This is a genomic window from Nocardia neocaledoniensis, assembly GCF_003182135.1.
Taxonomy (GTDB): Bacteria; Actinomycetota; Actinomycetes; order Mycobacteriales; family Mycobacteriaceae; genus Nocardia; species Nocardia neocaledoniensis.
Genome location: NZ_QGTL01000003.1, coordinates 138,925 through 165,034, shown reverse-complemented (window position 1 = coordinate 165,034; position 26,110 = coordinate 138,925). Strand labels below are relative to the sequence as shown.

Sequence of the window (26,110 nt, the reverse complement as noted above, 5' to 3'; positions counted from 1 at the left end):
TCCTCAGGGCGCGTTCCTGACCTGTCATTGTACGGTTTCCGAATGGCTCTCATCCTCTCTACCGTGAACGTCAACGGCGTGCGTGCCGCGGCGACCAAGGGCATGGTGCCGTGGTTGGCCGCGACCGAGGCCGACATCGTCTGCCTGCAGGAGACCAGGGCGACCGACGCGCAGGTCGCCACCGCGCTGGCCCCGGCGCTGGACGCGGGGTGGGTGCTCACACACGCCGAGCCGGAGTCCAAGGGCAGGGCCGGGGTCGCGATCCTGTCGCGGCGCACGCCCGACGCGGTGCGGATCGGGTTCGGGAGCAGCGAGTTCGCCCAGTCGGGACGCTACGTCGAGGCCGATTTCGACGACCTCACCGTCGCCAGCGTCTACGTGCACTCGGGCGAGGAGAACACCCCGAAGCAGGACGAGAAGTACCGGTTCATGGCCGAGTTCGGCGCCTACCTGAAGACGCGCACCGGCGATTTCGTGGTGAGCGGGGACTGGAACATCGCCCCCGCCGAGGTGGACCTGAAGAACTGGAAGGGCAACCAGAAGTCGGCGGGCTTCCTGCCCGAGGAGCGGGCCTGGATCGCCGAACTGCTGGCCGCGGGCTACGTCGACGTGGTGCGCGCCCTCCACCCCGACGTCGCGGGTCCCTACAGCTGGTGGTCCTACCGCGGCCGCGCCTTCGACAACGACTCGGGCTGGCGCATCGACTATCAGCTCGCGCGCGGCGAGCTGCCCGGCCGTGCCAAGCAGGCCGTCGTCGAGCGCGCCGCGGCCTACGACCAGCGGTGGTCCGACCACGCACCCGTTACGGTGCAGTACCGATGAACCTCTCACGCAAAACGCTCGGCCTGCTCGGCGGGCTCGTCCTGATCGTCCTCGCGGTCGGCTTCACGCTGCTCACCGGTCGCGGGGAGAACACGGCCGCGACCACCACCAAGCCGGTCGCCGGGATCACCACGTCCAAGACCGCGCCCAAACCCGGTCCCCCCGCGGGCAATTCCAGCGCCGCGACGACCGGCGCCGCGCCGGTCACCAAGGTCGCCGGCGTGCCCGATCGCGCCTACGCCACCCTCGTCGAGATCGACGCGGGACGCTGGCCCGATTCGGCGAACGCGCCGGGCACCAAGGGCGGCGAGCAGTGGATGAACCGGGGAACCAAACTGCCGCCCAAGGATTCGGCGGGCAAACCGGTGACCTACCAGGAGTGGGATGTCAATCCCAAGCAGCGCAACCGGGGTCGGGATGCCGAACGCATCGTCACCGGCAGCGACGGCACCGCCTGGTACACCGGCGACCACTACGAGACCTTCACGAGGATGCGCTGATGACACAGCGAATGACGCTGTCGCAGTTCCTTGCTCGTCCCACCACCGACGCACCGGCCGCTCTCGCGCGGCCGGTGCTCGGCGCCCTCGCGGTCGACGCCTCGGCGTTCAGCGGCGTCCGCTACGACGCCCCCGCCGACTACCGCGTCCGCGAACTGCGCGGGCCGAAGATGCGCGAGCTCGCCACGCTCTTCGACGAGTTCGCCGCCGCCTTCCAGTTCCCGTACTACTTCGGCGCCAACAAGGACGCTTTCGACGAATGCCTGCGCGACCTGGACGATTTCGTCGGCGACGCGCCCGGCTACGTGGCCGTGGTGCGCGACGCGGCCGACCTGCTCGCCGGACAACCCGACGAGCGCGCCTGGTTCGACAGCGCCATGCGCGACTGCGCGGCCTACTGGTCGCGCCGCGACGTCGTCTTCCGCGTCGTCCTGCAGGGCGAGCCGGAGACCTTCGACGCGGTGGCACTCACCGACTGACCGCTCGGGCGCGTCGGGGTGTGGTGCCAGGCAACAAGCGCGGCACAATCGCGCGGTCGCCACCCAGACCAACCGCCGCATCACCACCGGATCGACGTCATCGACCAGACCAGCACGCGCTGCACGTCGTCGACGAAGTCCGGTCGCCCGTGCGGCCTCGAGCCGCTCGCCGACCCTGGTCGGTGCCACGTGCACGCGGCCGACCTTCAATGCTCACATTCCAGAGGCCATATCAGCTGACATCGCGGCCTGCACTTCGCCCTGCACCACCGCCAGACCGACCCCGACCGCGCGCGAGAATTCCCGGAGCGACTGCCCTCGGCGTGACGAGCCAAGATCGCGCGCCTCTTGTCTTCGTCGACCACCCGAGGAAGTCATCACACCGCGGATTCGGGCGGACCGAGTAGATCCCATCGGTTTCCAGAGATGTCGTTGAAGACGGCGACCCGGCCGTAGGGCTCGGTGCGGGGCTCGGTCACGAACGCCACTCCGGCTGCGAGCATCCGCTGGTAGGCCGCGGCGAAGTCAGCGACTCGCAGAAAGAAGCCGACCCGGCCGGCGACCTGGTCGCCGATAGCGCGCTGTTGCCTTTCGCCGTCCGCTTGTGCGAGCAGGATTCCCGTCGTCGCGTCAGGCGGGCGAACGATCACCCATCGCTTGGGACGTCCGTCGTCGGTCATCGACGGCGAGTCCTCGATGAGGTCGAAACCGAGCTTCTCGACGAAGAATTCGATGGCCGAGTCGTAGTCCTCAACGATGATCGTGATGAGCTCCAGGTGCACTCGAAGAGCCTATGGCGTGGCCGCTCGGGTATCCGCACATGCCGCTGATCGCTCGCCTCGATGCCGCCACCAGTGTCGGTGAACGATCGTTTTCCGCGGTGGCGCCGCGGAGCATAGGAGTCAACCGAGGCGATGCCCTTCCCGGCCCCCCGTCCTTGGACTCATACGCCTGGCTCGCGGCGATGGTCTCGCCGTTGCCCGGCCTTCAGCCGCCACCGGCACTTGCCGCCCTGATCAGCGAAGATCTCGAACTTGCCCGCAGCCACTCGGGTCGAAGTCTCGGTCTCAGCCGAATTCATAGGAATCGCTCGAGATCCGGAAGTAGCGGTCGCCGTGGGTACACCGAACGCCGTCCGTGGCGCTGGTACAGGCGATCCCGGCGAAGGTGATCGACGCACCGTATTCCAGAACTTTCATGTTCACCGCTCACGCCCGGTGAACCCACCCGCTCCATTGTCGGTCCGCCGCGGATGTCGCGCATCCGGCGAATGCCGTAGTCGGCTACGCCGGTCTACGTAGAGTTCACGTGGTCCGGACGCTGACTAGGACACGACCAGTCGCGGCCGCGCCGCCGGGCGACCGCTCTTGGCGATGAGTCTCGCGTTCGGTCTCGCCGCCGGGATATGCGCGTTTCGCGGTGGATTACTCGAATCGCGCCAGGCGTTCGGAGAGCAGCACGATCCGCGTCACTGACCCGATCCCTTCACCCGATTCGATTACCCAGCCCCGTCGGCCGGGCAATGCATCGCATCGTCGGTGCGGCGAGCGGCGTGGTGGGTCGTGCCGGTGCCGATCGCCGATATCGAGTACCGCGAGGTCGGTAGCGACGGGCTGCTGCGGCACCCGAGCTCCCGCGGGATCCGCACCGACAAGACCCCCGACGAGGTCGGCTGACGGCGTCGGCTCCGACCGCTTGCCAGTAGGCTTCCGCCTCACCCTCCTCGGAGCCCCTTCGTTGACCGGGTCCCCGGACTTCGGCGGCTGGGCCGGCCCCGGCGACTTGTCAGCGGTGCCGTTCGGCGAGGTCGTCGCCGAGGAGGACGAAGACCTCGGTGACCTGGTCGATCAGTTCCTCGCGGGTGAGATCCAGGTCGCCTGCCAGCCAGGTGGTGAGGGTCTGGGTCAGCCCGCCGATGAGGTAGATCGCGCGGAAGTCGACGAGCTTCTGCGGCACCTCCACCCCGTAGAAACCGGTGCCTTCCGCGGCGACCAGCCGGGAGAACGCGCGCACCGTGCGGGCCGTGCGGGCCCGCAGCTCCTGTGTCGCCATGCCCGCGATCAGCGCGGCCTTCGCCTTGCGCGGATCGTCGATGAGCACCGCGATGCCCGCCTCGATCGCGGCATGTGACTGGGCCCGGCTGTCGGCAGGCGCCGTGGTCAGCGCGGCGACGATGGCGCCGGTCAGTTCCTCGGCGATGCGGTCGAGCAGGGCCTCGAGCACGCCGTCGCGATGCTCGAAATTCTCGTAGTAGTAGCGCTCGTTCAGCCCGGCGCGGGCGCAGAGTCCCGCGACGGTGAGCTTGGCCTGCCCCTCTTCGGCGACGATGTCGAGCGCCGCGTCCAGCAGGGCGGTGCGGCGTTGGGCCCGGCGCTGTTCGGCCGAGACGCCACCGTAGGTGCGTTGTGCTGCCACAGCTCCCATTCTGCGTCCTGCCGTCGCGGAAGATGTTTCTGGTAGAGACCCTTGCCAGATTGCCAATTCTGGTGGATTCTATTGCCAGATGCACTCGACGAGGAGGCGCAGCATGGCCGCACGGCAGGGCGAACCCGGATATTTCGCCGACGATTCGATGATCCGACGGGTGATGAGCAAGCGGGCGGTCGGTCTGACCTACGGCGTGCGGGCGCTGGTGATCGGCGCGGTGCACCCGCTGCTGTTCGTCGGCACCAGCGAGCACACCGCCCATCGCGCGACGCCCTACACCCGGCTGGCCGTCACCGGCGCGCTGTTCGAGGCGGTCTTCCTCGGCAGCAGGAGCGAGGCCGACCGCGCGCTGGCCTTCACCCGGCGCAAGCATGAACGGGTGGTCGGCGCCCTACCCGAGGACGCCGGCGCTCACCACCCCGCCGGTACGCCGTACGCGGCCCACGATCCGCACCTGATGTTCATGACCATGGCGTTCACCTTCGACTCCGCCGAGGCGATGTACGACCGGCTCGTCCGTACGCTCACGCCCACTGAACGCGAGGACCTTTACCAGGACTACGTGCGCTGGGGCGAGCTGTTCGGGATGCCCCGCGACGCCGCGCCGGCGGACTACCCGGCCTTCCGCCGCTACTTCGACGGCTACTTGAACTCCCCGGAGCTGTTCCTCACCGACGAGGCCCATCTGGTGGGCTCCTACCTGGCCGGTCACCGCAAGGCCTATCGCCTGCGCCCGCCCGCCGAGCAGGTCGGCGCGACGCTGTACCTGCTGATCCAGGGCAGCCTGCCGGAGCGGATCCGGCGGATGTACGGCATCGAATGGGGCCTGGCCGATCAGCTCGCCTACAGCACCCTGTGCCGCAGCCTGCGCACCGCGCACGTCGCCCCGCCGCTGGCGCCGCGCGTACTGGCCGGTGCGCTGGCCGGGCCGAGCGCACCGTCCTATCAGCTGCTGGCCCGCCGCGAGCAGCGCATGGTCCGCGCGGGCAAGCCGAGCATGCCGGGTGTCGATCCGCGCAACTGGGTGCAGCGAAATTCCGCTTGATGGTCATGGAAAGATCGGGGGCATGTCCAGTCCTGCCCCGGCCGCGACGGCCGAACGCAAGCAGCGGGTGCTGTCGGGCATCCAGCCCACCAGCGACTCCTTCCACCTCGGCAACTACCTGGGTGCGCTGCAGTACTGGGTGACGATGCAGGACGAGTACGACGCGCTCTACTTCATCCCGGACATGCACGCCATCACCGTCAGCCAGGACCCCAAGGCGCTGCGCGGCCGCACCAAGGCCGCCGCCGCGCAGCTGCTGGCGCTGGGCATCGACCCGGCCAGGTCCACGCTGTTCGTGCAGAGTCAGGTCCCCGAGCACGCCGAGCTCGCGTGGGTCCTGAGCTGCATCACCGGTTTCGGCGAGGCGAGCCGGATGACGCAGTTCAAGGACAAGTCGGCCAAGCAGGGTTCGGAGAACGCGACCGTCGGCCTGTTCACCTACCCGGTGCTGATGGCGGCCGACATCCTGCTCTACCGCCCGCACCAGGTGCCGGTCGGCGAGGACCAGCGCCAGCACCTGGAGCTGACCCGAAACCTGGCCCAGCGCTTCAACACCCGCTTCAAGAAGACCTTCGTCGTGCCGGAGCCGCACATCGTGAAGGGCACCGCGAAGATCTTCGACCTGCAGGATCCGACCGCGAAGATGAGCAAGTCGGCCAGCACCGACGCCGGGCTGATCAACCTGCTCGACGATCCCAAGGTCACCGCCAAGAAGGTCAAGTCGGCCGTCACCGACACCGAGCGCGAGATCCGCTACGACCCCGAGCACAAGGCCGGCGTGAGCAATCTGCTGGTGATCCTGAGCTCGCTCACCGAAACTCCGATCGTCACCCTGGAGGAGAATTTCGCAGGCAAGGGTTACGGTGATCTCAAGGCCGAGGTGGCCGACGCGCTGGTCGAATTCGTGACACCCGTGCAGAAGAAGGTGCAGGAGTATCTGTCGGATCAGGCAGAACTGGACCGGATTCTCGCGGCGGGTTCCGAGCGGGCGCGGGAGATCGCAGGCAACACACTGGCCCAGGTGTACGACCGGGTGGGCTTCCTCGCTCGCTGAGACGTTGTGCGCCTGGGGTTTCGGCTGAAGGGGCGCGCGGTATGCAGGTCATCGACAACATCTCGGCCACCGTCAAGCGGCAGGTCGAGCAGCGGCCCTGGCTGGATCATCTGGTCAGGGCGGGTGGGCGGTTCCAGAGCCAGCGCGGCGACTACTACGCCGCGGGCATCACCTACTTCACGGTGCTGTCGCTGTTTCCGCTGCTGATGGTGGCGTTCTCGGTGGCGGGCTTCATCCTGGCCGGGCGGCCCGAACTGCTGAACGAGCTGCAGGACAAGGTCGTCGAGAACAGCGGTGAGTTCGCCGATCAGATCAACGACCTCATCGACCAGGCGATCAACTCGCGCGGCACGGTCGGTGTGCTCGGTCTGCTGGTCGGTCTGTACACCGGGCTCGGCTGGATCGCGAACCTGCGGGCCGCGCTCACCGAGCAGTGGGCGACCAAGAGTCCCGAAAAGCCGTGGTGGCGTAGCAAGTTGTCGGATCTGGGCGCACTCATCGGCCTCGGCCTCGCTTTCGTCGTCTCGCTCGGCCTGTCGGCGGTGGCGTCGAGCGGGCTCGGGAGGAAGGTGCTCGAGGCGGTCGGCGCCGATCACCTGCCCGGTGCGTCGCTGGTGCTCTCGGCGCTCTCGATCGCGCTCGGCCTGCTCGCCTCGTGGGCGGTGTTCGCCTGGATGATCGCCCGGCTGCCGCGCGAGCCGGTCTCGCTGCGCAGCGCGATGCGCGCGGCGGCGCTGGCCGCGCTCGCGTTCGAGGTGTTCAAGTTCATCGCCGCGATCTACCTGCAAATGGTGCTGCGCAGCCCGGCCGGCGCGACCTTCGGCTCGATCATCGGTCTGATGGTGTTCGTCTACACGACCTACCGGATCCTGCTGTTCGCGACGGCGTGGGCGGCGACCTCGGCCGACAACGAGCGCGCGGCCGCGATCGCGGCGCCGGACGCGGTGGTCATCCGGCCGCGCGTCGTCGAGCACGGCATGTCGGCCGGGGCGGGCGCGGCCTATTTCGGCGCTGGCGCGATCGCGGCGCTGGCGCTGGTGCTGTTCGGCAGGCGCCGCTGACTCAGCGGACGCGCCGGTACGCGCGCCGGATCCACAGCAGCAGCACCAGCGCCGCCAGCGGCGCGCCGATCAGCACGCCGACCCTGGCGGCCTGATGCGGCGGCTGCTCGGGCTGCGCCTGGGTGCCGTCCGCACGCGGCGGCGGTGAGGCCAGCGGCACGCTGGGTTGCACTGCCGCGCTGCCGGATTCGGGCAGCTTGCCGACCCGGGCGTCGGCGTCGAGCGCGAAGCCGTAGTCGAGCAGCCGGGCGGCCTGCTCCCACGGCCGGATCGGCCGCACGTCGGCCTTGAGCAGGGTGACGACGAGGCGGTGCCCGTCGCGCTCCGCGGCGGCGACGAAGGTCTGCCTTGCGTCGTCGGTGAAACCGGTCTTGCCGCCGATCGCGCCCGCGTAGTTGTAGAGCAGCTGGTTGTCGTTGGCGATCGGGAAGCCGGGGTGGTCCTCGTCGCCGGGGATCTTCGGGTCGGCGGGGTAGCCGGGGAAGTCGACCTGCTCGGTGTGGATCAGCTCGGCGAACAGCGGGATGGTCATGGCCTCGCGGAACAGCACCGACAGGTCGTAGGCCGAGGTGCTCATGCCGGGCCCGTCGAGGCCGGAGGGTGTCGCCGCGCGGGTGTCCATGGCGCGCAACGACTTCGCGAGATCGTTCATCTTCGCCACAGCGGCCTTGTCGCCGCCGAGCTGGGTGGCGATGGCGTGCGCGGCGTCGTTGCCCGAGCACATGATCAGCGCCTGCATGAGCTGGCGGTTGGTGTAGCGGCCGCCCGGCCCGATCCCGACCCTGGTGCCGTCGACGTCGGCGTCGGCCTGGGTGCCGGTGACGACGGTGTCGAGGTCGAGGGTGCGCAGCGCGACGATGGCCAGGGCCACCTTGATGGTGCTGGCGGGCCGGTAGCGCCCGTGCGGGTCCTTGCCGGCGAGTACGCGTCCGGTGTCGAGGTCGGCGAGCAGCCAGGACGTCGCGGAGATGTCGGCGGGCAGCGGCGGCGCGCCCGCGTGCAGGACGACGCCGCATTCGCTCATCCGGTCGCCGCCGACGGCGGGGGAGGGCACGGGCAGGGCGCTCGGGGTCGGCTCGCCGGGCGCGGGGACCTCCGAGGTGTCGATCGGCGGCGGCGGTTGCGTGCGCTGGGCGCAGTTGTCGGTGTTCGGGGTGGTGAACGGCGGCGTGGTGGTCGTGCTGGAGCCGCTCGGCGGCGTGCTCGGCGTGGGGACGGCGAGGACGGGAGCGGCGGTCAGAGCGGCCGCGATGGCGGCGGCGCCGATAGTGCTGGCGGCGCGCACGCCGTGTTCGCGGAGCTTCATCGCCTCAGAGCCTAGCGAGTCGCCGCGCCCGGGTCGCGGCGGCGGGGCCCGTCTATTGACATAGGCAATCAAATGCGAGTTACTAGCAAATGACAGTAACTCTCATTTGGAGGAGATATGCGGACGGAATCCACGCGCCGCTGGCTCGCCCTCGGCGCACTGGCCCTGGCGATGCTCACGATCGGGCTCGACGTCACCGTGCTCACGGTCGCGATCCCGACCCTCGCGGTCGACCTCGACGCGAATACCGCGGCGCTGCAATGGTTCAGCAGCGCCTACACCCTCGCCCTGGCCGCGCTGATGCTGCCCGCGGGCGCCCTCGGCGACCGCTACGGGCGCAAGAAGGTGCTGCTCGCCGCACTGCTGTTGTTCGGGGTGGCCTCGGTGGCTTGCGCCTTCGCCGGCTCCGCCGGGCAGTTGATCGCCGCGCGCGTGCTGCTCGGCATCGCGGCGGCGGCCCTGATGCCGCTGTCGATGGCGGTGCTGCCGGTGCTGTTCACCGACCCCGGCGAGCGGCAGCGCGCGCTCACCATCTGGGTCACCTCGACCGCCATCGGCCTGCCGCTCGGGCCGATCCTCGGCGGCTGGCTGCTGCAGCACTTCTGGTGGGGGTCGGTGTTCCTGATCAATGTGCCGCTGGTGGTGGTCGGCGCTCTCGCCGTGGCCACGCTCGTGCCGGAATCACGCAGCGACAACGAGTTTCGCGTCGACGTGGCAGGCGCTCTGCTCTCGGCCGGCGGCATGCTCGGGCTCACCTACGGCTTCATCCGGATCGGCGAACGCGGCTGGGGCGACCCGCTCGCCTGGCTCGCGGTCGGCGCCGGCGTCGGGCTGCTCGCCGTGCTGCTCTGGTGGCAGCGCCGCAGCAGTCACCCGCTCATCGATGTCACGCTGTTCGCCGCGCCGGGATTCCGGTGGGGCACCGTGATCGCCATCGGGGTCAGCTTCGCGATGTTCGGCCTGTTCTTCACGGTTCCGCAGTACTTCCAGGCCGTGCTCGGCGTCGACGCGCTGGGCAGCGGCGTGCGACTGCTGCCCCTGATCGGGGGACTCGTCGTCGGCAGCAGGCTGGTCGACCCGCTGCTGCCCCGCCTCGGCGCGCGGGTGGTGGTCACCGCGGGGCTGCTGGTGGTGGCGGCCGGGGTCGGCCTCGGCGCATTCACCCGCGTCGAGAGCGGGTACGGGCTCACCGCGCTGTGGACGACGGTGTTCGGCGCCGGTCTCGGCGTGGTCATGCCCGCCGCGATCGGCATGGCCATGGGCGAGCTGACCGCCGAGCGAGCAGGGTCGGGTTCGGCTCTGCTGCAAGCGCTTCGGCAGGCGGGCGGCACGATCGGCGTCGCGGTGCTCGGCACCGTGCTGTCCACCGCCTACCGGGCCGATCTCGGTGAGCTGGACCGGGCGCCGATTTCGGACGGGGTGAACGCGGGCGTGGCCGTGGCGCGGGCGACGGGCGATCCCGCGATGCTGGACCAGGTGCGGCACGCATTCGTCTTCGGCATGGACACCATGCTCGGCGTGTGCGCCGCACTGTGCCTGGTCGCCGCCCTCGGCACGGGGCTGTTGCTGCGGCAGGCGCCCCCGGTGCGGCAGGCTGATGCGGCAGAATCGATGCATGTCGGTTGAGATGTCGCTGCGTGAGCGGAAGAAGGAGCGGACCCGCCGGACCATCAGGGTCGAGGCGTTCCGGCTGTTTCGGGAGCAGGGCTACACCGAGACGACGGTCGAGCAGATCGCGGCGGCCGCCGAGGTCTCCCCGAGCACCTTCTTCCGCTACTTCCCGACCAAGGAACAGCTGGTCATCGCCGACGACCAGGACGCGGTGATGATCGAGGAGCTGGCCACGCTGCCGCGCGGCATGAATCCGATCACCGCCATCCGCACCGCGGTCGCGGCGGTGTTCGGGCGGATGTCGCCGGAAGACCTGGCCTTCGAGCAGGAACGCCAGGCCCTGCTGTTCCACGTGCCGGAACTGAGCTCGGCGATCGGCCTGGAATTCCTGCGCAGTATCGAACTCGCCGCCCAGATGCTGGCCGACTACACGGGGCGATCCGCGGAGGACTTCGATGTGCGGGTCGCCGCCGGCGCGATGATCGGCGCGATGCTCGCCATCGCGCCGGCGACTCCGATGAATGTGGGCAACGTCAGCGCCGCCCTGACATTCCTGCAGGCAGGCCTGCCGTTCGACGAGAAGTCCTGATCACTCGGACTTGCCGTGCGGCACCGGGCAGCCGTGCGCCAGCGGGCCGAGCAGCTTGTTGTTGTCGTAGAAGTGTTCCAGCTCGAGGATGCGCAGATCCTCGCTCACGCGCGCGATGGTGACGCCGAACATCTCGATCTGCTCGCCGGTGGGCTGGTGGCCCTTGTACTCGCCCTCGTATTTGCCCCAGTGCCGCCACCGGAAGGTCACCGCCGGCGGGCCCGAGAGCACCTCGACGACCTCCCAGAAGAAGCCGCCGGGGAACGCGGTGTGGAACACCTTGTGCGAGGACTCGAAGGTCTCGTTCGCCGCGTCGTAGAACGGGTTGTCGCCGATCAGGATGTTGTAGCTGCCGATCCGCGCGAATTCCTCGGCGTCCTGCCACTGCCCGCCGTTGACCCGCCCGCGGTACTGCTCGGCGACGACCGAGAGCCAGGTGGCCGGGTCGCCCTTGTGTGAGACCTCCATCTCGAAGACCTTCACCAGATCCTCGACGATCGCCTCCAGTGAGCCGGGCGCGTGCTCGGTGCTGCGCTCACGCGGGATCACCACGTGGCTGAGGTGGTAGTCCGGCGCGCCGTCGCGCCATTCCTCCGGCGCGGCCGCGGCGATGACCGCCTCGCGGCCCTGCAGCCACAGTGGCGTCGCTGGTTCGGTGTTCTGCGTATCCGTCTCGTCCACAGTCATTTTCGGTCTACCGACCCTTTCGCAAAGCTCGAACAACCGGACGAAACTAACAGCCGACCGGAGTCCGCGCGCGGTCAGATCTCAGCATGTGAGACGGCATTAAGTGGCGAACTGCGTTCTGTGGCAACGATTTCGAGGGTTGCTAGGCGACCGGATGCAGCCGTGCGGGGGTGTCGTCGTCCATGGTCGCGAAGAATTCGCCGAGCACGTCGACGATCTGGTCGACGGATTCGGCGCAGAACAACACCGGCTGGTAGTGGGTGATGTCGTAGCTGATGGTCCCCATCTCGGCGACATTCAGCGGGCGTAGCCGGGCGTGGCGGAATTCGTCGATCTCGCCGTAGGAGGAAAGCAGACCGGCGCCGTAGCAACGGATCTCACCGGCCTCGCGCACCACGCCGAATTCCAGCGAGAACCAGAACACATCGGCGAGGAATTTCAGCGCGGTCTCGGTCTCCAGCCTGCCGACCGCGTTGCCGACCGTCTCGTACAGCGCGGCGAATCGTGGGCTCGCGATCTGATTGGCGTGGCCGATGATCTCGTGGATGGCATCGGGTTCGGGGGTGTACAGCGGCGCCGAGTGATGGCGGATGTACTGCGTCGAATGGAAGGTGCGCTCGGCGAAGGAGCCGAAGAATTCGCGCAGCGGAACCAGCCCGGCCGCCGGGACGTATCGGAATCCGGTGAGCGGGGCGAGCAGGGCTGACACCTCGTCGAGCTGGGGGATGTGATCGCGCGGCAGGGCGAGCGCGGCGGCGGCGTCGCGTACCTCGGCGCAGGCGTAGATCTCGTGTTTGCGGGCCAGTTCGGCCGAGGCGATCCGCCACACCCGCTGCTCTTCCTCGGTGTAGTCGACGTGCGGCAGCGGACTGTCCGGCGTGTAGTCGAGCGCCATCGCCGCGATCGCGTTGCGCCGCGTGCGGTAATCGGGATCGTTCACACCTGGGTGGTCGGCGCTCAGATGAACGGTGACATCGCCGTCGTTCTCGCGCGTCACCGGAGAATACAGCTGCGCCTCGGTGAACATGACTCAAGGCAAGCACCGCACCGGCACTTCGACAACAACGACGCGCACAACTGTGCAAACTGCCCAGTTTCGGCTGGCCCTTCGCCGCGATTCCGACGATCATCAGGGTTTTCTGTGCGCTTGCTGACGACTGCGGCGGCCTGCCGGAAACCGGTGATGTGCGTGTTTGCGAACGGCCGCGTCCGGTAACGAGACGGTGAATAGACCGACGCGTCCGCGGCGCATAACGCAAGATTGCGATCAGACGAAGGAGGACGATTGCGATCCCTGCGGATAGATCTCGATCAGCACCTGCTTGCCGCGGCGGCCGACATCATGGGCACAGCCGACAGCAACGCGACCGTCAACGAGGCGCTGCGCCGCATCGTCGTCCACGAGCGCCAGCTTCGCAATCTGGAGCGTTTGATGGCCGACTCGATCTTCAGCACCCGGCCGGAGGCCGATTCGGACCTCGCACTCGACGGCGAACCGGTGGCCGAACGATAGCTCCAGCGCGAATCTGTCGGTACCCGCTGGGAACATCGAGCACGTCACCGATCCGCAGGGGGAACGATGTCGGTACCGATCGCGCACTTGCCGGCGGCGCAGCGTCCGCGTGAGCGCCTGTTGCTGCTCGGCCCGCACGCGCTGAGCGACGGCGAGTTGCTGGCGCTGTTGCTCGGCCAGGGCACCCGTGGGCTCTCCGCGCTCGAGCTGGCCGCCCAGTTGCTCGGCGAGTACGGCGGATTGGCCGAACTGGCCGCGGCGCGCCCGGAGGAACTGGCCCGCAGGGCCGGCATCGGCCCTGCCAAGGCGGCGACGGTGATCGCCGCGTTCCATCTCGGCACCCGCTCGCGCACCACCGAGTCGGTGCCGCAACTGTCCACCCCCGCCGACATCGCCCGCGTCGCGGTGCCGCTGTTCGCCGGAGCCAGGGTCGAACGCCTGCTCGTGCTCATCTGCGACACCCAGAACCGCCTGCGGCACCGCGCTTTCGTCGCCGAGGGCGCCATCGACCACGTCGCCGTCCCCGTCCGCGAGGTGCTCAACACCGTGCTGCGCCACGACGGCCGCGCCTTCGCCGTCATCCACAACCACCCCTCCGGCGACCCGACCCCGAGCACCGACGACCGCAGAGCCAGCACCCTGCTCGCCACCGCGGCCACCACCGTCGGCCTGCGCTACCTCGACCACCTCGTCATCGCCGGCGAATCCTGGTCCACCGCACCGCCATTGGAATGAGCCGCCATGCCGGTGCAACCTCGCTAGCCTTGACCATATGGGCGAGGTCTTCGATCACCTCAGGCGCCTGCTGGGGGTCTTCTGTACGTTGCTCGACAAGGTGAGTCCGTGGGGCGTCCCGTGGCCGATCACGCTCGGACTCGTGTTCCCGGTCATCATGTCGGTGCTCACCGTGACGGTGTGGTTGTCCAGAGGCAGAGCGTGGCGCGTCGCCTGCGACTACCCGCTCACCTCGACCAATCAGCCGTGCCGCAATCCCGTCTTGGGGGAGTGGACGCGCTGCCACCATCACCGGCCGGGCACGGTTCGCAGCTCCGGGAGCACGGTGCGCGCACTGTTGCGTTGGCAGACGGTTCGTTCCGGTGGGGCGGTGGTCGAGCGGGCCGACATCCACGGACGCGGAGTACTCAGGGACAGACCGCGCTTCCGTGGGCTTCTCTACTACCGGGGCTTCGCTCGTCCGCCGCGCGACGTAGTCGGCTTCGCGCGAACGTGGTGGGATGAGCGCCTAAGCGACATCAAAGCGCTCTGGCGTCAGCTCCAGGACGCCGGAGCCGTCGATCTCCGTGTCATCCTGCGCGGTCCCGCTGGTCCGACTGCTCGGGTCGGTGTGTCCGACCATGTGGCCCAAGTGATCCGGGCGACCAGGGTGACTGCCGTACTCGTTGTGATCGGCTTGCTGATGGTCGGCTACATGGTGTGGAAACACCTGGGCTCGAAATACTGGCTGAACTACACCGCCACCTATGCCTTTCTGGCGGCGTGGGCAGTCGTGCGGTTCGGAATCTGGGCGTCCATTAGCGAGGGTGCGCCGACCGAGGAAGCGGCGAGCTGGCCGAAACAGGCCGCGAAGGCCGCTACGAAGTGGTTTGTCGCGTTCATCGTCATCTCGGTCCTGGCCGGTCAGTTCTTGGACTTCCTGGAGAAGCTGGTGAACGGACCGGACGCGATCAGAGTCGGGTTCTAGCGCTCGAGGTCGGCGGCGGTGAGGCGGGTCATGGCTTCGGGGGTGGGCCAGGTGCGGGCTTCGAAGCGGGTGGGCTCGATGGTGGGCAGCGGGGTGAGGCCGAGAACCTCGACGACGGTGGGGAAGGGGACGGTGCAGACCAGTTCGACCTCGCCCGCGTCGTCGCGGCGCAGGAAGCGGACGACGTCGGTCTCCGGGAGCAGGTACTCGACGCCTTCACCCCACACCACCGAGGTGAAGGCGCCGTCGGTGGACTCCTCGTAGTTCACCGAGGCGGCGTAGGCGGGCTCGATGTCGAGCTCGGGCAGCTCCAGGTACTCCTCGAAGGTGTTGTTCAGGTACTCGGTCTGAATGCTGTACTCGGTCGCGGCCAGGCCGGCCCTGGCCCGCAGGGCCAGGGGCATCGACGGGTGCTCGCCCGCCTCGTCGAACGGGACCACCGCGCCGTCGGCGTTCACCGTGTAGCCCTGCGGCGAGATCGGCCTCGCGGCGTCGCGGTATTGCTGCTCGACCATTTCGAACACCCCGACCAGCAGCTCGGGATCGTCGGGAACCACGAGCAGTGAATCGTTCTCGGCGATGAACGCGACCGGCCGGAATTGCCCGCCCGCGTACCCGGCCAGCCAGCCGGGCACCAGCAGCCACGAGGCCGTGTAGGAGTCGCCCGCGTCGAAGAAGCGCAGCACCTGCAGGTTCTCCGGCGCGCCCGGCTGCGCCAGCGCCGCGAGATTGCTCCGCGCCGCCGCGAACACCTGATCGGCGTCGACGCCCCACTCCGCGGGCTGAGTCGTCGACACGAAGGACCGGGTGCGCGGCAGGTCGACGACGACCACCTCGTCGACGAACGGGAACGCGGCACGGTGCAGCGGGCGTGGCCCGTCCTGCCCGAGGGTCACCGGCCGCAGCACCGAGCGCAACAGCGGCCGCACCGACTCCCAGTCGCCGGGAACCTCGTCGGAACTGGTCAGCGCGGCGACGAAGGCATCGATGCGGTCCTGACTCTCCGCCGCGTCGAGGTGCTCGCACTCGCGGAAGATGTTGCCGAGGAAGATCACCCGGCCGGTGCCGAGCCGCACACTGAACTCGTCGTCGGCGTACTCGGCGTCCTCGACGCCGCTGTCCCGCACGCTCGCCAGCACCGTCCGCACGAACTGCTCGCGCTCCATCGCTCGTCACTTCCCGTCCCTGTCGGTGTCGTCTCGATCTTGGCCCACCGCAGTGGGTTTCGTCGAGGCGAAGCCGGGCTCAAGGTGCGAAGCCGGTGGTGCGGGCCAGTTCGGCCAGCATCGCGTCGAACATGATCTCCGGCTCGGCCAGCGGGATCGGGTAGTTGCCGAACACCTCGAGCGTGACGTGCCCGAACAGCCGGGCCCAGATCTGCACCATCAGGTACGTGACGCCGAGGTCGAGCTTCTCGGCGGGGAACTTCTGCCCGGACTCCGACAGCACGGCGAGCAGTTCGGTCTGGAAGCTGACGAGGTCGTCGCGCAGCGCGGGCGGGATGGTGTCGCCCGGCGGAGTGGCGATGTCGAAGTTCGCCAGCAGCCGCCCGGCCGCGGCGAGGAAGATCCGGCCGAAGGGTTCGTCGAAGCGGCCGATCATCGGCCGCCCCGACGCGGGCGAGGCGAAGACCAGGGTGAACGCCCGGGGATTGGCCAGCGCCCAGCGCCGGAACCCGCGACAGATGGCGAGGAACTGCACCGCGCCGTCGTCGGGGAGCGGGGCGATCTCGGTCGAGAGGTAGTCGGCCAGATCGGCACAGAACTCCACCCGCATCCGCTCGATCAGCTCGTCGCGGGAGGCGTAGTGCCGGTACAGGGCGGGCGCCGTGACCCCCAGCTCGCGGGCGATGGCCCGCAGGGTGACGGCTTCGGGCCCCTGCTCGGTCAGCAGCGCCCTGGTGACCCGCCGGATGTCGGCATCGGTCACCACGGGCGCGCGGCCGCGCGCCTTTCCCGTCACCCGGCGGTCCCTTCGATCATGGTCTTGCTCAAGCGTATTCGACTTCCCAGCGCTTGATGCCGTTGAGCCAGCCGCTGCGCAACCGCACCGGATCGGCCACCTGGCGCAGGTTCGGCATCGCGTCGGCAATGGCATTGAACATCAGGTCGATCTCCAAGCGGGCCAGATTCGCCCCGACACAGTAGTGCGTTCCGGTGCCGCCGAAGCCGACGTGCGGGTTCGGGTTGCGCAGGACGTCGAAGGTGAACGGGTCGGCGAAGGCCTCCTCGTCGAAATTGGCCGAGCTGTAGAACAGGCCGATGCGCTGGCCCTTCTCGATCTGCTGTCCGCCGAGTTCCAGGTCGCGGGTGGCGGTGCGCTGGAACGCGGTCACCGGGGTCGCCCAGCGCACGATCTCGTCGGGGGCGGTGCGCGGCCGCTGCTCCTTGTAGAGCTCCCACTGCTCGGGGTTGTCGACGAAGGCCTTCATGCCGTGGGTGATCGAGTTGCGGGTGGTCTCGTTGCCCGCGACGGCGAGCAGGATGACGAAGAACGCGAACTCGTCCGAGCCGAGATGCTCGCCGTCGACGTCGGCGTTCACCAGCTGGGTCACGATGTCTTCGGCCGGACAGCCGCGGCGCTGCTCGGCCATGTTCCACGCGTAGCCCATCACCTCGGCGGTGGCGGTGTGGTGGTTGCCCTCGAACTCCGGATCGTCGTAGGAGATCATCTGGTTGGTCCAGTCGAAGATCTTGCGGCGGTCCTCCTGCGGCACGCCGAGCAGTTCGGCGATCGCCTGCAACGGCAGTTCGACGGCCACCTGCTCGACGAAGTCGCCGCGCCCGGACTTCTTGGCCTCCCACACGATCCGCTCGGCCCGTTCGGTGAGCGCGGCCCGCAGGCTCTCCACCGCGCGCGGGGTGAAGCCCTTCGACACGATCCGGCGGATCTTGGTGTGCTGCGGCGGATCCAGGTTCAGCATCAGCATGTTGCCGAGCATGTCGATCTGCTCGCGCGTGGTCTCCTCGTTGAACCGGATGATGGCGGTGTTCTCGTGCGAGGAGAAGTCGTCGGGGTTCTTGGAGATCTCCTTGATGTCGGCCAGCTTCGAGACCACCCAGTAGCCGCCGTCGTCGAATCCGCTGGCCCGGTCGGGCTGGGAGCACCACCAGACCGGCGCGGTCCGGCGCAGTTCGGCGAACTCCGCGATCGGCAATCGGCTGGCGAGCAGGTCGGGATCGGTGAAATCGAATCCCGCGGGGATGTTGGTGCTGGTCACGACTGTCTCCTCCGGTCTCAACGTGATGCGGACCACGTCCAGCATCGATGAAACCACGGATCGACTCTTTATGAACAGTGTTTAGTAATACCCGTTTATAAAGTGGTCCGCGGGGCGCGTGAGTCGATCGGCCACCGCGGCCGGGGCGCCTGGGCACAATGGCAGCCGTGGACCTGCCGTACCTGCGCGCGAACCCGCACCTGCTGCCCACCTTCCTCACCCATCAGCGGCTGCGGACGACTCCCGTCGGTGGTGGTTCGATCGCCGTCGCCGAACGGATCGGACTCGACGACGGGACGCAGTTGTTCCTCAAGACCTGGCCCGGCGGGGTCTCCGCGGCGCCCACCGACGGTGCGCCCGCCGCGGCGCCGCCCGGCTTCTTCGCCGCCGAGGCGGCCGGGCTGAGCTGGTTGCGGGCGGCGGAAGGGGTCGCGGTGCCGGAGGTGTACGCCGTCTCCGACGACCTGGTGCTCATGCGGTGGGTCGACCACGCCGAACCGACGGCCGCCGCCGCGGAGCGCTTCGGCCACGGTCTGGCCACCACCCACGACGCGGGCGCACCCACCTTCGGCGCGACCGGCGATGTCGCGGCGCGGGACGGCGACGGTGTCGGCTACCTGGGCAGCCTGCCGCTCGACACCACCCCCGGCGACGACTGGCCGACCTGGTTCCGCGAACGCCGCATCCTCCCGTTTCTGCGACTCGCCGTCGACGCGGGCGCCCTCGACGCCGCCGACGCCCGCCTCGTCGAATCCGTCCACATCGAGGCCCCCGCCGAACCACCGTCGCGCATCCACGGCGACCTCTGGCCCGGCAACATCCTCTGGGGTCCCGGCGACACTCCCTACCTGATCGACCCCGCGGCCCACGGCGGCCACCGGGAAACCGACCTCGCCACCCTCACCCTCTTCGGCGGCGCCCCGCAGCTCACCCGAATCATCGCCGCCTACAACGAAACCCATCCCCTCGCCCCCGACTGGCGCTCCCGCATCCCGCTCCACCAGCTCCCGCTCCTGCTCGTCCACGCCGTCCTGTTCGGTCGCGCCTACCGCTCCGCGGTACTCGACGCGGCCGCGCACCACCGATAGCCGGAATCCGCGCGGTCGGTCGCCGCCCTGTGGTGGTGATCTAGGCTCACCTACAGAATCCGGTCGGGGCGGCACAGGGGAGGTGCGGTCGATGGGCTACATCCAAATCGGCGTCGTTGTTCTCGCGCTGCTCCTGCGACTCACAGCGTTCGGCTGGTTCGCCATGATCTATGCCGGGATCAGCGTGTTCACCCTCGGTCTGCTGCCCGCCCTCACCTTCGGGCCGTTGATCTTCGCCGGATTCGCCGCCTCGCCGACGGTGTGGCCCCTGCTCATCGTCGCCGACACACTGCTGCTGGTGTGCGCGTTGACCCTGGACGACGGCGGCGACAACGAATCCACGAACCCGATGGAAGTGCTCACCGGACACGACGGCGGCCTCATGGCCGAGAAGGGGTTCCGATACAGCGGGATCGCCTATCTGAGCGCCCTGCCCCTGCTGGTGATCTGGACACTCGTAACCAAGGTATGAGGGGCCGAGCCGCGCCGAAGCGCCTCCCGTGGCCGGGTCGCCTGGGTGGAATACACTGTCTGAGCAGGCTCGATGGATCGAGGTGGCTGCCATGTCCCGCCTTCGCCACGGTGTTCGTCGTGTGCTCGCGGGCGAGGTCGGCCTGGAAGTGATCGTCGGTGGAACCGGGCCGCCGCTCGTGTTGATCCAGACCGGGCTGCTGGCCGAGGAATGCGCGCCGTTGGCGGACGCGCTGGCGCGCGATTTCACCACGATCCGCTGTCACCGGCGCGGCTACGCGGGCAGCGATCCGGTGACCGGTCCCGGTTCGATCGGCCGCGACGCGCGGGACTGCGCGGCCCTGCTCACCGCACTGGGAACCGACTCCGCGCACGTGCTCGGGCTGTCCTACAGCGGCGCCGTCGCCCTGCAACTGGCGGCCGACCTGCCGGAGCGCGTCCGTTCGCTCATCCTGATCGAGCCCCCGCCGGTCCATCTCGCCGAATTCCGCTCCGCCTGCGTAGAACTCGAGCGCGAATTCACCGTCGCGGGTGCCGACGCCGCCCTCGCGCACCTGATGGAGATCGTCAGCGGACCCGACTGGCGCGCCGTCCTCGACCGCCAGCTCCCCGGCGCGAGAGCGCAAGCGACGGCCGACGCGCCCACCTTCTTCACCACGGACCTGCCCGCCCTCCTGGCCTGGACCTTCACCGCCATCGACGCCGCCCGCGTCCAGGCCCCCGTCCTCTACCTCGGCGGCACCGCGAGCGGCCCCTGGTTCGCCGAGATCAAGGACCTGATCACCACCTGGTTCCCCCACGCCCGATCCGTCCTGCTCCCCAACGCCGATCACGGCCTCGCCCTCACCCACCCCACCTCCCTGGCCGCCGCCATCACCACCTTCACCGCGGAGCTGGGAGAACTTCCGGCACCGTGAAGCCCGCGATCACCGTTTCGCGGCACCGGTCGACGGACCCTCAGTCGACGGTGCCCGCAGGCACGACCCAGACGTGGGGCTGGCGGGTGACGGCGGCGATGTGCTCGAAATCGCGGTCGTAGTGGACGATGACGGCATCGTGGTACTCCGCGATCGCGGCGGTGAGCAGGTCGACCAGGCCCGCGCTGCGGTGGTGGCCCTTCTTCGCCATCAGCAGCTGAACTTCCTTGGCGCGCTGGGCGATCGAATCGTTCATCGGCAGGTCGTGGTACAGGGCACGGCGACGCTGGGCGATGTTCTGGACGTCGGCAAGGCTCCGGCCCGAGTAGCCGGCTTCGAGATCGACTGTCACGCACGTGGCCGCCGCGCGGTCTGCGATCAGCCCGGCGAGGACCGTGCGGACGGCCTCATGGCGGATCCTGGCCGCGGCCGACGTGTCGATCAGATGCAGCCGCAGGGGAGTGGCCTCGGTCAACGCCTGGCCTGGCGCATGATTTCGGGATCGTCGATATCGGGACCGACACCGAATCCGTAAGGATCGCCGAGGACCTGCTCGATACGCCGCCTGCGCTCGGCGACGAACTGCAACGCGGCGTTGACGGTGTCCTTCTTGGTGGTGGTCCCCAGTTCCTTGGCGGCCAGCGCCAGGGCCTCGTCGTCCAGATCGATCATCGTCTTCATGTTTCTCACGATATTTCCCCCGCAATATCAGCAGCAATACTCGTGCGGTATTCGAGACCGACCCGCCGCCGGATCGGTGCGCGGCGGCGATGAGTTCGTGGGTGCTGTGCCGTCTTATCCAGCGAACCCACTCAGTGCTCGTCAGAGGAGAACTTCGATGCGGAAAATCACTGCCGGACTGTTCATGTCGATCGACGGCGTGATCGCCGACCCCCAGGATTGGCACTTCCCCTACTTCGACGACGCCATGGGCGCCGCGGTCGACGCCCAGCTCGGCAGCGCCGACACGTTGCTGCTCGGCCGCGGGACCTACGAGGGTTTCGCCGGCGCGTGGCCGGACCGGGAAGCTGATGGCGGCCCGGACGCCGGGTTCGCGAAGAAGCTGGGTGACGCGCGCAAGCTGGTGGTCACGCACCAGGAAAATCCGGAACTGTCCTGGCGCAATTCCGAGCGGCTCGACGGCGAGCTCACCGAGGCCGCGGCCGCGCTGCGGAACGAGGACGGCGGGGACATCGCGATCAGTGGTTCGGTGTCGGTGGTGCGCCAGCTGCTGGCCGCGGGACTGCTGGACGAACTGCACCTGCTGGTGCATCCGATCGCGGTCGGGAAGGGCGAGCGGCTGCTCGAGGACAGCGCGCCGATTCCGCTGCGCCTGCTCTCGTCGGAGACCTTCGGAACCGGCGTGCTGCACCTGGTCTACACCCGCGACGAGAACGCCCCCACCGGCTCCTACGAGGAAGCCAAGGCGCACCTCGACTGAGAAACGGAAAGGCCGCCTCCCTCGAAAGAGGAAGGCGGCCTTCGCGTTCGGGCTGGAAGGATCAGCGGGCGAACAGCAGCGCGCGCTTGACTTCCTGGATGGCCTTGGTGACCTCGATGCCACGGGGGCACGCGTCGGTGCAGTTGAAGGTGGTGCGGCAGCGCCACACGCCCTCGACGTCGTTGAGGATGTCGAGGCGCTCGCGGGCGCCCTCGTCACGGCTGTCGAAGATGAAGCGGTGCGCGTTCACGATCGCGGCCGGGCCGAAGTAGCTGCCGTCGCTCCAGTACACGGGGCAGGAGGTGGTGCAGCAGGCGCACAGGATGCACTTGGTGGTGTCGTCGAAGCGGGCGCGGTCGTGCTGGGACTGGATGCGCTCGCGGGTCGGCTCGTTACCCGAGGTGATCAGGTACGGCTTGACGGCACGGAAGGCGTCGAAGAACGGCTCCATGTCGACGACGAGGTCCTTCTCCACGGGCAGGCCGCGGATCGGCTCGACGGTCATGGTGAGGGTCTTGTCGCCCTTGGGCAACAGGTCCTTCATCAGCACCTTGCAGGCCAGCCGGTTCACGCCGTTGATCCGCATCGCGTCCGAACCGCACACACCGTGGGCACAGGAGCGCCGGAAGGTGAGGGTGCCGTCCAGGTAGGACTTGATGTAGATCAGCACGTTGAGGAAGCGGTCGGTCGGCAGGACCGGCACCTGGAACGAGTCCCAGTACGCGCCCTTGTCGTTCTCGGTGCTGAACCGGGCCACCTTGACGGTGACCATGACCGAGCCCTCGGGAACGGGCGCGGGCTTCTGCGTGGTGGGTTCGGCGACAGCAGTCATCAGTACTTACGCTCCATCGGCTCGTAGCGGGTCTGCACCACCGGCTTGAAGTCGAGGCGGATCTCGGAGATGAGCTCCGGCCCCTCCTTGTACGCCATGGTGTGCCGCATGAAGTTCACGTCGTCGCGATCCGGGTAGTCCTCGCGGGCGTGGCCGCCACGCGATTCCTTGCGGTTGAGCGCGCCGACGACGGTGACCTCGGCCAGCTCGAGCAGGAAGCCCAGCTCGACGGCCTCGAGCAGGTCGCTGTTGTAGCGCTTGCCCTTGTCCTGCACCGTGATCCGTGTGTAGCGCTCCTTGAGCGCGTGGATGTCGGTGAGGGCCTGCTTGAGGGTGTCCTCGGTGCGGAACACGGCGGCGTTCATGTCCATCGTGTACTGCAGCTCGGTGCGGATGTCGGCCACGCGCTCGTTGCCGTGGTCGGACAGGATCAGCGTCAGCCAGTCCTGCACCATCTGCGCCGGGTTCTCCGGCATCTCGACGAACTCGGTGCGCTGGGCGTACTCGGCGGCCGCGATGCCGGCGCGACGGCCGAACACGTTGATGTCGAGCAGCGAGTTGGTGCCGAGGCGGTTCGCGCCGTGCACGGAGACGCAGGCGCACTCACCGGCGGCGTACAGGCCGGGGACCACGTCGGTGTTGTTGCGCAGCACCTCGCCACGGATGCGGGTGGGGATACCGCCCATCACGTAGTGGCAGGTCGGCATGACCGGCACGAGCTCCTTGACCGGGTCGACGCCCAGGTAGGTGCGCGCGAACTCGGTGATGTCGGGCAGCTTCTCCTCGAGCACGTCCTCGCCGAGGTGGGTCACGTCGATGTAGACGTAGTCCTTGTTCGGCCCGGCGCCACGGCCTTCCAGCACCTCGAGCACCATCGAGCGGGCGACGATGTCACGCGGCGCGAGGTCCTTGATGGTGGGGGCGTAGCGCTCCATGAAGCGCTCACCGGAGGCGTTGCGCAGGATGCCGCCCTCACCACGCACAGCCTCGGAGATGAGGATGCCCAGGCCCGCGAGGCCCGTCGGATGGAACTGGTGGAACTCCATGTCCTCGAGCGGCAGGCCCTTGCGGAACACGATCGCCATGCCGTCACCGGTCAGCGTGTGCGCGTTCGAGGTGGTCTTGTACATGCGGCCCGAGCCGCCGGTGGCGAACACGATCGACTTCGCGTGGAAGACGTGGATCTCGCCGGTGGCCAGCTCGTAGGCGACGACGCCGGTGGCGACGGGGCCACGGTCGGTGTCGGTCATCACCAGGTCGAGCACGTAGAACTCGTTGAAGAACTCCACGTCGTGCTTGACGCAGTTCTGGTACAGCGTCTGCAGGATCATGTGACCGGTGCGGTCGGCGGCATAACACGCGCGACGCACGGGCGCCTTGCCGTGGTCGCGGGTGTGGCCACCGAAGCGACGCTGGTCGATCTTGCCCTCGGGCGTGCGGTTGAACGGCAGGCCCATCTTCTCCAGGTCCATGACCGCGTCGATGGCCTCCTTGGCCATGATCTCCGCGGCGTCCTGGTCGACCAGGTAGTCACCACCCTTGACGGTGTCGAAGGTGTGCCATTCCCAGTTGTCTTCTTCGACGTTGGCCAGCGCGGCGCACATGCCGCCCTGGGCCGCGCCGGTGTGGCTGCGCGTCGGGTAGAGCTTGGTCAGGACCGCGGTGCGAGCACGGGGACCGGCCTCGATCGCCGCGCGCATGCCCGCGCCACCGGCGCCGACGATGACCACGTCGTAGCGATGTTCCTGAATCGGACGGGATTCACTCATGCGAGGTGGCCTGTTCCTAACCGGTGATGTTGGGGTCGAAGGTGAAGATGACGTACGTGCCGACGCCCATCACCAGGATCATCGAGACCACGAGGATGGTCTTGAGCCAGAACCGGGTGGAGTCGTTGCGGGCGTAGTCATCGATGACGGTGCGCAGACCGTTGCCACCGTGCAGCTGGGCCAGCCAGAGCATGGTCAGGTCCCACAGCTGCCAGAACGGGCTGGCCCACCGACCGGCGACGAAGCCGAAGTTCAGGCGCTTCACGCCGCCGTCGATCATCAGCATGATGAACATGTGGCCGAGCACCAGCACGATCAGCAGCAGGCCGGAGAAGCGCATGAACAGCCACGCGTACTTCTCGAAGTTGCTGTTCGACTTGGCCCGCGGGGAGCGGGGCGCGTCCAGGCTGGCCGGGCGGTCGTAGGACTTGCCGAGGACAGGTGCAGACATATCAGTGCTCCGTCAGCAGGTAGAAGAACTGGCGGCCGACGCCGGCGGCGGAGACCAGGACCCAGATGGCCAGCACGATCCACAGCATCTGCTTCTGGAAGCGCGGACCCTGCGACCAGAAGTCGATGAGGATCACGCGGACACCGTTGAGCGCGTGGTACAGCACGCAGACGACGAGGCCCATCTCCAGCAGCGCCACGATGGGCGTCTTGTAGGTCTCGATGATCTGGTCGTAGGTGTTCGGGTTGACCCGGACCAGTGCCGTGTCCAGCACATGCACGAAGAGGAAGAAGAAGATGGTGACACCGGTGATCCGGTGCAGAGCCCAGGACCACATGCCCGGGTCGCCGCGGTACAGCGTCTTCCGCTTCGGCTGGGCCGGAGCCGGAGCTTCTATCGTGGTCATAGAGTGCGGTGCCTCCAACGTCGTTGATGGACCCGGTCACAGATCCGACGCCAGCGTGCGTGGAGAGGCAAATGCCCAGGTGGCTGCGCTGTGTTCGCGAGCGCTGGCCCGCCGCCGGGAACCTGAACCGATCTTCGGCTGACTCTAATCCTCTCTGTTTCGCGGAACTAATTCGGCGTGCCGTGCGTTGCGTGCGAATCCGCCGAGTTAGGTTTACCTTTCTCAATGCCGGATACTGGTCCGGAGGGCGCTTCGCCGACGCGTTCGGCGGTATCGGCTGGAGGTTCGTGATGCCCGAAATCGACTGGAATACCTTGCATGACAAGGCAATTCACGCTATGGGCCTGGCGTATGCCCCGTACTCGGGTTTCCCGGTCGGCGCCGCGGCTCTCACCGCGGATGGCCGAATTGTGAGCGGATGCAATGTGGAAAATGTCTCATATGGGTTAACCCTGTGCGCCGAATGCGTACTCGTCGGTAACTTATTCGGTTCCGGTGGCGGGCGTCTCGTCGCGGTCTCGGTGACCGATTCCCGGGGCGAAATCCTGATGCCGTGTGGGCGCTGTCGGCAGCTGCTGTACGAGCACGGCGGCGCCGAGTTGCTCGTCGACCACGCCGCGGGCCCCAAGCCGCTGGCCGAGCTGCTGCCCTACGCGTTCGGGCCCGACGATCTCGCGGCCGGTCAGGCTGGCGAACGCGGGTGACCACTGGTTGAGTGG

At 68.4% G+C, this 26,110-nt stretch carries 31 protein-coding genes; 17 read left to right on the top strand and 14 right to left on the bottom strand.

Annotated features, from left to right (window positions below; genetic code table 11):
- Nucleotides 1–42 precede the first annotated feature (42 nt).
- The 3 genes from DFR69_RS09015 to DFR69_RS09005 are packed head-to-tail and all read left to right on the top strand — an operon-like array spanning nt 43 to nt 1,801.
- On the top strand, nt 43–822 hold the full coding sequence (locus DFR69_RS09015) for an exodeoxyribonuclease III (RefSeq protein WP_110037515.1): 780 nt from the start codon (nt 43–45) through the stop codon (nt 820–822).
- A complete protein-coding gene (locus DFR69_RS09010) occupies nt 819–1,322 on the top strand; it encodes a guanyl-specific ribonuclease (RefSeq protein ID WP_110037038.1) in 504 nt (167 codons plus the stop codon). The genes DFR69_RS09015 and DFR69_RS09010 overlap by 4 nt, the downstream gene beginning before the upstream one ends.
- Nucleotides 1,322–1,801 carry a barstar family protein gene (locus DFR69_RS09005; RefSeq protein WP_110037037.1) on the top strand — a complete coding sequence of 160 codons (480 nt, stop codon included), beginning with the start codon at nt 1,322–1,324 and terminating at the stop codon, nt 1,799–1,801. Before DFR69_RS09010 ends, DFR69_RS09005 begins: the two co-directional genes overlap by 1 nt.
- A gap of 377 nt (nt 1,802–2,178) precedes the next feature.
- Here the strand turns inward: DFR69_RS09005 and DFR69_RS08995 are convergent, their stop codons facing one another.
- Nucleotides 2,179–2,583 carry a VOC family protein gene (locus tag DFR69_RS08995; protein WP_110037036.1) on the bottom strand — a complete coding sequence of 135 codons (405 nt, stop codon included), beginning with the start codon at nt 2,581–2,583 and terminating at the stop codon, nt 2,179–2,181.
- A 756-nt stretch (nt 2,584–3,339) separates the two neighbouring features.
- Here DFR69_RS08995 and DFR69_RS35675 point away from each other — a divergent pair.
- The gene (locus tag DFR69_RS35675) at nt 3,340–3,477 is read left to right on the top strand and encodes an ATP dependent DNA ligase (protein ID WP_341867795.1); all 138 of its coding nucleotides are present in this window, start codon (nt 3,340–3,342) and stop codon (nt 3,475–3,477) included.
- A gap of 109 nt (nt 3,478–3,586) precedes the next feature.
- On the opposite strand, the gene DFR69_RS08990 is transcribed toward DFR69_RS35675, so the two are convergent.
- Nucleotides 3,587–4,225: a TetR/AcrR family transcriptional regulator gene (locus tag DFR69_RS08990; protein ID WP_110037035.1), complete on the bottom strand. Its 639-nt coding sequence runs from the start codon at nt 4,223–4,225 to the stop codon at nt 3,587–3,589.
- 103 nt (nt 4,226–4,328) lie between these two features.
- On the opposite strand from DFR69_RS08990, the gene DFR69_RS08985 reads away from it, so the two are divergent.
- The 3 genes from DFR69_RS08985 to yhjD are packed head-to-tail and all read left to right on the top strand — an operon-like array spanning nt 4,329 to nt 7,388.
- Entirely contained in the window at nt 4,329–5,273 is a 945-nt protein-coding gene (locus DFR69_RS08985) for an oxygenase MpaB family protein (RefSeq protein WP_110037034.1), read from the top strand.
- Nucleotides 5,274–5,295: 22 nt separating this feature from the next.
- Nucleotides 5,296–6,327 (top strand): tryptophan--tRNA ligase, encoded by a 1,032-nt coding sequence (trpS, locus tag DFR69_RS08980; protein WP_110037033.1) that lies wholly within the window; start codon nt 5,296–5,298, stop codon nt 6,325–6,327.
- A 41-nt stretch (nt 6,328–6,368) separates the two neighbouring features.
- On the top strand, nt 6,369–7,388 hold the full coding sequence (yhjD, locus tag DFR69_RS08975; protein ID WP_110037032.1) for an inner membrane protein YhjD: 1,020 nt from the start codon (nt 6,369–6,371) through the stop codon (nt 7,386–7,388).
- A gap of 1 nt (nt 7,389) precedes the next feature.
- On the opposite strand, the gene DFR69_RS08970 is transcribed toward yhjD, so the two are convergent.
- Nucleotides 7,390–8,694, bottom strand: a complete 1,305-nt coding sequence (locus DFR69_RS08970; RefSeq protein ID WP_110037031.1) for a D-alanyl-D-alanine carboxypeptidase family protein — start codon at nt 8,692–8,694, stop codon at nt 7,390–7,392.
- 117 nt (nt 8,695–8,811) lie between these two features.
- Between DFR69_RS08970 and DFR69_RS08965 the strand changes: the two genes are divergently transcribed.
- Together DFR69_RS08965 and DFR69_RS08960 are read left to right on the top strand one after the other, a co-directional pair.
- Complete coding sequence (locus tag DFR69_RS08965; protein ID WP_110037030.1) at nt 8,812–10,320, top strand: MFS transporter; 1,509 nt, start codon at nt 8,812–8,814, stop codon at nt 10,318–10,320.
- Nucleotides 10,310–10,894 carry a TetR family transcriptional regulator gene (locus DFR69_RS08960; RefSeq protein ID WP_110037029.1) on the top strand — a complete coding sequence of 195 codons (585 nt, stop codon included), beginning with the start codon at nt 10,310–10,312 and terminating at the stop codon, nt 10,892–10,894. The genes DFR69_RS08965 and DFR69_RS08960 overlap by 11 nt, the downstream gene beginning before the upstream one ends.
- Here DFR69_RS08960 and DFR69_RS08955 read toward each other — a convergent pair whose 3' ends face one another.
- Both DFR69_RS08955 and DFR69_RS08950 read right to left on the bottom strand, forming a co-directional pair.
- Entirely contained in the window at nt 10,895–11,581 is a 687-nt protein-coding gene (locus tag DFR69_RS08955; RefSeq protein WP_110037028.1) for a SnoaL-like polyketide cyclase, read from the bottom strand.
- 142 nt (nt 11,582–11,723) lie between these two features.
- Nucleotides 11,724–12,608: a phenylalanine 4-monooxygenase gene (locus DFR69_RS08950; protein WP_110037027.1), complete on the bottom strand. Its 885-nt coding sequence runs from the start codon at nt 12,606–12,608 to the stop codon at nt 11,724–11,726.
- 258 nt (nt 12,609–12,866) lie between these two features.
- Here DFR69_RS08950 and DFR69_RS08945 point away from each other — a divergent pair, with 258 nt between their 5' ends.
- The 3 genes from DFR69_RS08945 (at nt 12,867) to DFR69_RS08935 (ending at nt 14,796) form a co-directional block, all read left to right on the top strand.
- Nucleotides 12,867–13,094 (top strand): type II toxin-antitoxin system VapB family antitoxin, encoded by a 228-nt coding sequence (locus DFR69_RS08945; protein WP_110037026.1) that lies wholly within the window; start codon nt 12,867–12,869, stop codon nt 13,092–13,094.
- Between the two features lie 66 nt (nt 13,095–13,160).
- A complete protein-coding gene (locus DFR69_RS08940; RefSeq protein WP_110037025.1) occupies nt 13,161–13,829 on the top strand; it encodes a JAB domain-containing protein in 669 nt (222 codons plus the stop codon).
- A gap of 37 nt (nt 13,830–13,866) precedes the next feature.
- The gene (locus DFR69_RS08935; protein ID WP_110037024.1) at nt 13,867–14,796 is read left to right on the top strand and encodes a hypothetical protein; all 930 of its coding nucleotides are present in this window, start codon (nt 13,867–13,869) and stop codon (nt 14,794–14,796) included.
- Here the strand turns inward: DFR69_RS08935 and DFR69_RS08930 are convergent.
- The 3 genes from DFR69_RS08930 to DFR69_RS08920 form a co-directional block, all read right to left on the bottom strand.
- Nucleotides 14,793–15,962, bottom strand: coding sequence for a DUF1444 domain-containing protein (locus DFR69_RS08930; protein WP_110037023.1), 1,170 nt, complete (start codon nt 15,960–15,962; stop codon nt 14,793–14,795). The genes DFR69_RS08935 and DFR69_RS08930 overlap by 4 nt on opposite strands.
- A gap of 79 nt (nt 15,963–16,041) precedes the next feature.
- The gene (locus tag DFR69_RS08925; protein WP_244198171.1) at nt 16,042–16,758 is read right to left on the bottom strand and encodes a TetR/AcrR family transcriptional regulator; all 717 of its coding nucleotides are present in this window, start codon (nt 16,756–16,758) and stop codon (nt 16,042–16,044) included.
- Nucleotides 16,759–16,786: 28 nt separating this feature from the next.
- A complete protein-coding gene (locus DFR69_RS08920) occupies nt 16,787–18,016 on the bottom strand; it encodes a cytochrome P450 (RefSeq protein WP_110037514.1) in 1,230 nt (409 codons plus the stop codon).
- Between the two features lie 158 nt (nt 18,017–18,174).
- On the opposite strand from DFR69_RS08920, the gene DFR69_RS08915 reads away from it, so the two are divergent.
- From DFR69_RS08915 to DFR69_RS08905, 3 genes are all read left to right on the top strand, one after another.
- Entirely contained in the window at nt 18,175–19,104 is a 930-nt protein-coding gene (locus DFR69_RS08915) for a fructosamine kinase family protein (protein ID WP_208643941.1), read from the top strand.
- Nucleotides 19,105–19,195: 91 nt separating this feature from the next.
- A complete protein-coding gene (locus DFR69_RS08910; protein ID WP_110037021.1) occupies nt 19,196–19,576 on the top strand; it encodes a hypothetical protein in 381 nt (126 codons plus the stop codon).
- Nucleotides 19,577–19,667: 91 nt separating this feature from the next.
- Nucleotides 19,668–20,492 carry an alpha/beta fold hydrolase gene (locus DFR69_RS08905; protein ID WP_110037020.1) on the top strand — a complete coding sequence of 275 codons (825 nt, stop codon included), beginning with the start codon at nt 19,668–19,670 and terminating at the stop codon, nt 20,490–20,492.
- A gap of 40 nt (nt 20,493–20,532) precedes the next feature.
- Here the strand turns inward: DFR69_RS08905 and DFR69_RS08900 are convergent, their stop codons facing one another.
- Both DFR69_RS08900 and DFR69_RS35670 read right to left on the bottom strand, forming a co-directional pair.
- The gene (locus DFR69_RS08900; RefSeq protein WP_110037019.1) at nt 20,533–20,967 is read right to left on the bottom strand and encodes a PIN domain-containing protein; all 435 of its coding nucleotides are present in this window, start codon (nt 20,965–20,967) and stop codon (nt 20,533–20,535) included.
- Nucleotides 20,964–21,173 (bottom strand): type II toxin-antitoxin system VapB family antitoxin, encoded by a 210-nt coding sequence (locus DFR69_RS35670; RefSeq protein WP_186817412.1) that lies wholly within the window; start codon nt 21,171–21,173, stop codon nt 20,964–20,966. The genes DFR69_RS08900 and DFR69_RS35670 overlap by 4 nt, the downstream gene beginning before the upstream one ends.
- Before the next feature lie 157 nt (nt 21,174–21,330).
- On the opposite strand from DFR69_RS35670, the gene DFR69_RS08890 reads away from it, so the two are divergent.
- On the top strand, nt 21,331–21,933 hold the full coding sequence (locus DFR69_RS08890; protein WP_110037018.1) for a dihydrofolate reductase family protein: 603 nt from the start codon (nt 21,331–21,333) through the stop codon (nt 21,931–21,933).
- A 61-nt stretch (nt 21,934–21,994) separates the two neighbouring features.
- Here DFR69_RS08890 and DFR69_RS08885 read toward each other — a convergent pair whose 3' ends face one another.
- Genes DFR69_RS08885 through sdhC form a run of 4 tightly spaced genes read right to left on the bottom strand, consistent with a single transcriptional unit; the run spans nt 21,995 to nt 25,391 of the window.
- Nucleotides 21,995–22,765, bottom strand: a complete 771-nt coding sequence (locus DFR69_RS08885; protein WP_110037017.1) for a succinate dehydrogenase iron-sulfur subunit — start codon at nt 22,763–22,765, stop codon at nt 21,995–21,997.
- The gene (gene sdhA, locus DFR69_RS08880; protein WP_110037016.1) at nt 22,765–24,534 is read right to left on the bottom strand and encodes a succinate dehydrogenase flavoprotein subunit; all 1,770 of its coding nucleotides are present in this window, start codon (nt 24,532–24,534) and stop codon (nt 22,765–22,767) included. The genes DFR69_RS08885 and sdhA overlap by 1 nt, the downstream gene beginning before the upstream one ends.
- 16 nt (nt 24,535–24,550) lie before the next feature.
- Complete coding sequence (locus DFR69_RS08875; RefSeq protein ID WP_110037015.1) at nt 24,551–24,985, bottom strand: succinate dehydrogenase hydrophobic membrane anchor subunit; 435 nt, start codon at nt 24,983–24,985, stop codon at nt 24,551–24,553.
- A 1-nt stretch (nt 24,986) separates the two neighbouring features.
- On the bottom strand, nt 24,987–25,391 hold the full coding sequence (sdhC, locus tag DFR69_RS08870) for a succinate dehydrogenase, cytochrome b556 subunit (protein ID WP_110037014.1): 405 nt from the start codon (nt 25,389–25,391) through the stop codon (nt 24,987–24,989).
- Nucleotides 25,392–25,681: 290 nt separating this feature from the next.
- Between sdhC and DFR69_RS08865 the strand changes: the two genes are divergently transcribed.
- Complete coding sequence (locus tag DFR69_RS08865; protein WP_186817413.1) at nt 25,682–26,095, top strand: cytidine deaminase; 414 nt, start codon at nt 25,682–25,684, stop codon at nt 26,093–26,095.
- The last annotated feature ends 15 nt before the right edge of the window (nt 26,096–26,110 follow it).

Excerpts from the sequence above, each read along its gene's own strand:
- DFR69_RS08930 (WP_110037023.1), bottom strand. The coding sequence starts at position 15,962 with ATGGAGCGCGAGCAGTTCGTGCGGACGGTGCTGGCGAGCGTGCGGGAC.
- DFR69_RS08970 (WP_110037031.1), bottom strand. The coding sequence starts at position 8,694 with ATGAAGCTCCGCGAACACGGCGTGCGCGCCGCCAGCACTATCGGCGCC.
- DFR69_RS09010 (WP_110037038.1), top strand. The coding sequence starts at position 819 with ATGAACCTCTCACGCAAAACGCTCGGCCTGCTCGGCGGGCTCGTCCTG.
- DFR69_RS08890 (WP_110037018.1), top strand. The coding sequence starts at position 21,331 with ATGCGGAAAATCACTGCCGGACTGTTCATGTCGATCGACGGCGTGATC.
- DFR69_RS08985 (WP_110037034.1), top strand. The coding sequence starts at position 4,329 with ATGGCCGCACGGCAGGGCGAACCCGGATATTTCGCCGACGATTCGATG.
- sdhA (WP_110037016.1), bottom strand. The coding sequence starts at position 24,534 with ATGAGTGAATCCCGTCCGATTCAGGAACATCGCTACGACGTGGTCATC.
- DFR69_RS08865 (WP_186817413.1), top strand. The coding sequence starts at position 25,682 with ATGCCCGAAATCGACTGGAATACCTTGCATGACAAGGCAATTCACGCT.
- DFR69_RS08885 (WP_110037017.1), bottom strand. The coding sequence starts at position 22,765 with ATGACTGCTGTCGCCGAACCCACCACGCAGAAGCCCGCGCCCGTTCCC.
- DFR69_RS08915 (WP_208643941.1), top strand. The coding sequence starts at position 18,175 with ATGGCAGCCGTGGACCTGCCGTACCTGCGCGCGAACCCGCACCTGCTG.
- DFR69_RS08960 (WP_110037029.1), top strand. The coding sequence starts at position 10,310 with ATGTCGGTTGAGATGTCGCTGCGTGAGCGGAAGAAGGAGCGGACCCGC.
- sdhC (WP_110037014.1), bottom strand. The coding sequence starts at position 25,391 with ATGACCACGATAGAAGCTCCGGCTCCGGCCCAGCCGAAGCGGAAGACG.
- DFR69_RS08940 (WP_110037025.1), top strand. The coding sequence starts at position 13,161 with ATGTCGGTACCGATCGCGCACTTGCCGGCGGCGCAGCGTCCGCGTGAG.
- DFR69_RS09005 (WP_110037037.1), top strand. The coding sequence starts at position 1,322 with ATGACACAGCGAATGACGCTGTCGCAGTTCCTTGCTCGTCCCACCACC.
- DFR69_RS08965 (WP_110037030.1), top strand. The coding sequence starts at position 8,812 with ATGCGGACGGAATCCACGCGCCGCTGGCTCGCCCTCGGCGCACTGGCC.
- DFR69_RS08905 (WP_110037020.1), top strand. The coding sequence starts at position 19,668 with ATGTCCCGCCTTCGCCACGGTGTTCGTCGTGTGCTCGCGGGCGAGGTC.
- DFR69_RS08955 (WP_110037028.1), bottom strand. The coding sequence starts at position 11,581 with ATGACTGTGGACGAGACGGATACGCAGAACACCGAACCAGCGACGCCA.
- DFR69_RS08910 (WP_110037021.1), top strand. The coding sequence starts at position 19,196 with ATGGGCTACATCCAAATCGGCGTCGTTGTTCTCGCGCTGCTCCTGCGA.
- DFR69_RS35670 (WP_186817412.1), bottom strand. The coding sequence starts at position 21,173 with ATGAAGACGATGATCGATCTGGACGACGAGGCCCTGGCGCTGGCCGCC.
- DFR69_RS08875 (WP_110037015.1), bottom strand. The coding sequence starts at position 24,985 with ATGTCTGCACCTGTCCTCGGCAAGTCCTACGACCGCCCGGCCAGCCTG.
- DFR69_RS08935 (WP_110037024.1), top strand. The coding sequence starts at position 13,867 with ATGGGCGAGGTCTTCGATCACCTCAGGCGCCTGCTGGGGGTCTTCTGT.
- DFR69_RS09015 (WP_110037515.1), top strand. The coding sequence starts at position 43 with ATGGCTCTCATCCTCTCTACCGTGAACGTCAACGGCGTGCGTGCCGCG.
- DFR69_RS08950 (WP_110037027.1), bottom strand. The coding sequence starts at position 12,608 with ATGTTCACCGAGGCGCAGCTGTATTCTCCGGTGACGCGCGAGAACGAC.
- DFR69_RS08990 (WP_110037035.1), bottom strand. The coding sequence starts at position 4,225 with ATGGGAGCTGTGGCAGCACAACGCACCTACGGTGGCGTCTCGGCCGAA.
- trpS (WP_110037033.1), top strand. The coding sequence starts at position 5,296 with ATGTCCAGTCCTGCCCCGGCCGCGACGGCCGAACGCAAGCAGCGGGTG.
- yhjD (WP_110037032.1), top strand. The coding sequence starts at position 6,369 with ATGCAGGTCATCGACAACATCTCGGCCACCGTCAAGCGGCAGGTCGAG.